Raw genomic sequence first — 2412 nt, forward strand, 5'->3', positions numbered from 1 at the left:
GGAGTGGGGAAGTGGGGAAGTGGGGAAGTGGAGCATTTGGATGAAATTTCCCTAAACCCCTAAATCCCTATCACCCCAAAATCCTCCGCAACGGCTCGACTGAGCGTCGCCGAACGTCGCGCACGCAGTGCCCCCCTATCTCCTGACTACTGACTCCTGATAACTGATAACTGATAACTGATTATTGAATTACTTCTTTAATAATTGTTAAAACATCATCATTGATATTGCGAGGATTGCGCTGGTATAACTTATCTCTTTCCAATTTTAAAACGCGATCGATAATTTTTCGCACATCTTCGGGAGCGTTTAAAATCGGTTCTTGGATATTTTGGAGATTATTATCAGAATTAGTCATAGGGCAGATTGTTTAATAGATCTCCCGCACAAGTAAGTTATCGAGCCGCTATTGGGTCAAAATATCTAAAACCTCGGATAAATTTGACATAATCTTAGGTTTTATAGATAGGATAGTTGTCTTTTGTCTTGTTTTCCTCCTGTCTCCTGTCTCCTGTCTCCTGTCTCGACTAGGAAATTAATTTTGGACGACTACTTAATATTTACAGCTGCTGAGTCTCAAACAAAATCCCTGACGGGGTACGTTAATCTATTACTAACGCACCCTCAGCCTAGATTGTTTGTCTAAACGAAACTTAAATAGGGTAACTTTTGTGCGGTAGATTCAATCAGATCGAGATTTTGTAAAAGCTGTCCGCAGGTATCCCAACCCCCTTCTATTAACATCTGTCGGGAACCTTCATTCATAGACACAGTAGCGACAAAATCCCCCCATTCCACCGTCATGGTTGTCAAGGAAAGATCGACAGGAATTTCGGGATTAGCGGCAATTAAATCCTGTAAATGGGTGATGGTTTTAGCCTCAGCAGTGACACAGGGAACCCCATTAGCGATACAATTACCAAAAAATATTTCGGCGAAACTTTCCCCGATAATTGCTTGAATTCCCCAACGTAAAATCGCTTGCGGTGCGTGTTCCCGAGAAGAACCACAACCAAAATTACCATTAACTACCAAAATTTTCGCCCCTTGGTACTGGGGTAGATCGAAAGGATGACTTCCCTGTAAAGCGGCTCGATCATCTGCGAACACTTGTTCTCCTAAACCTTCAAAGGTGATACAACGCAAAAAACGAGCCGGAATAATGCGATCGGTGTCAATATCGTTGCCTCGCAAGGGTAAAGCTCGTCCGGAGATGGTTTTAACTTGACTCATGATCTTTTTCTAACTTTTACTAGCAGTGACAAAAAAAGTGGTTGCATCTTGCCATACCCCCTGATCGGTGGCATTTTTCTCGATTTCTCGGCGATAATTGTTGCTCATCTTCTCTACTGCCCAATTATCGACAAAGATTGGCCCAATTGACTTAAATTAAGAGCATGGCCGCCGGTAACTAGATAAACTGCGTCTGCTATTGTGCCAATTCTACGACAGAGATCGCCTAAACGATCGCGAAACAGACGACCGAGGGGATAAGGGGGAACCACACCCCAACCGGTTTCTTCCGCTACCAGAATAACATCAACCGCCGCATTTTTGAGGGAATACAAGAATCGATCACTGATTTCTAACCATTCAGCTGCCGACATTTCTAAACAATTGGCTACCCAAGTACCGAGGGAATCGATCAATAAACAGTGAGTAAATGGGCTATTATCAATAGTTTCGCTTAATTGTCGGGGAATTTCTTGGGTTTGCCATTGGGGGGAACGTCGCTGCCGGTGTCTTTCAATGCGATCGCACCATTCTTGATCTTTTTCATCCACCGAGGAGGTGGCGATATAAATAACGGGTTTTTGGCTGATTTTGGCTAAATATTCGGCCCATTCACTTTTCCCAGAACGAGCAGCCCCTGTAACTAGGATAATTTTTTCATCCACGATCGAGATTTTGGCAAATAGCTAAAGTATATACGGTAGAAAACTGTCCTATTCTGCATCATCAAAACGGTGAATATCATCATCTCCTAAATATTCGCCATTTTGCACCTCAATCATCACCAGAGGAATAGAACCGGGGTTTTCTACCCGATGACGGGTATTCATGGGAACGTATGTAGATTCTTTTTGTTTGAGGAGAGTTTCTTTTTCATCACAGATTACCCGCGCTGTACCGGAGACGACAATCCAGTGTTCACTGCGATGGTAGTGCATTTGGGTACTCATGTGATGGCCGGGTTTAATGACAATGCGATTGATGCGATACCGCGGACCTTCCTCCAATACCGTCACTGTTCCCCAGGGGGGAGTCCTCGTCATTTCTAGGTCTTGGGGAGAAGGGGAGGGATCATTAATTAAGTCATCCATGGTGGTGGTCTCCAAACTTGATTAACATTCTAGTGGACAATCTCTGGTTTGCAGCTATTAGCTCAAGGGGTGTGGGGTGATGGGGAAG

Annotated in this window: 4 protein-coding genes; all 4 read right to left on the bottom strand. The window is 44.0% G+C overall.

Annotated features, from left to right (window positions below; all coding sequences use genetic code 11):
* Window positions 1–181 precede the first annotated feature (181 nt).
* Window positions 182–358: a hypothetical protein gene (locus tag IQ234_RS20525; RefSeq protein WP_002740601.1), complete on the bottom strand. Its 177-nt coding sequence runs from the start codon at window positions 356–358 to the stop codon at window positions 182–184.
* A gap of 284 nt (window positions 359–642) precedes the next feature.
* Window positions 643–1233: a 3-isopropylmalate dehydratase small subunit gene (gene leuD / locus IQ234_RS20530; RefSeq protein WP_052277548.1), complete on the bottom strand. Its 591-nt coding sequence runs from the start codon at window positions 1231–1233 to the stop codon at window positions 643–645.
* 113 nt (window positions 1234–1346) lie between these two features.
* The gene (gene cobU / locus IQ234_RS20540; RefSeq protein ID WP_193958431.1) at window positions 1347–1898 is read right to left on the bottom strand and encodes a bifunctional adenosylcobinamide kinase/adenosylcobinamide-phosphate guanylyltransferase; all 552 of its coding nucleotides are present in this window, start codon (window positions 1896–1898) and stop codon (window positions 1347–1349) included.
* 48 nt (window positions 1899–1946) lie between these two features.
* Window positions 1947–2324 (bottom strand): phosphomannose isomerase type II C-terminal cupin domain, encoded by a 378-nt coding sequence (locus IQ234_RS20545; protein ID WP_002792546.1) that lies wholly within the window; start codon window positions 2322–2324, stop codon window positions 1947–1949.
* Between the last annotated feature and the right edge of the window lie 88 nt (window positions 2325–2412).

This window comes from Microcystis aeruginosa LEGE 91341 (genome assembly GCF_015206885.1).
GTDB classification, from domain to species: Bacteria; Cyanobacteriota; Cyanobacteriia; order Cyanobacteriales; family Microcystaceae; genus Microcystis; species Microcystis aeruginosa_H.

What these genes read in the sequence shown, in the direction of transcription:
- IQ234_RS20525 (WP_002740601.1), bottom strand. Translation starts at nt 358, where the DNA reads ATGACTAATTCTGATAATAATCTCCAAAATATCCAAGAACCGATTTTA.
- leuD (WP_052277548.1), bottom strand. Translation starts at nt 1,233, where the DNA reads ATGAGTCAAGTTAAAACCATCTCCGGACGAGCTTTACCCTTGCGAGGC.
- IQ234_RS20545 (WP_002792546.1), bottom strand. Translation starts at nt 2,324, where the DNA reads ATGGATGACTTAATTAATGATCCCTCCCCTTCTCCCCAAGACCTAGAA.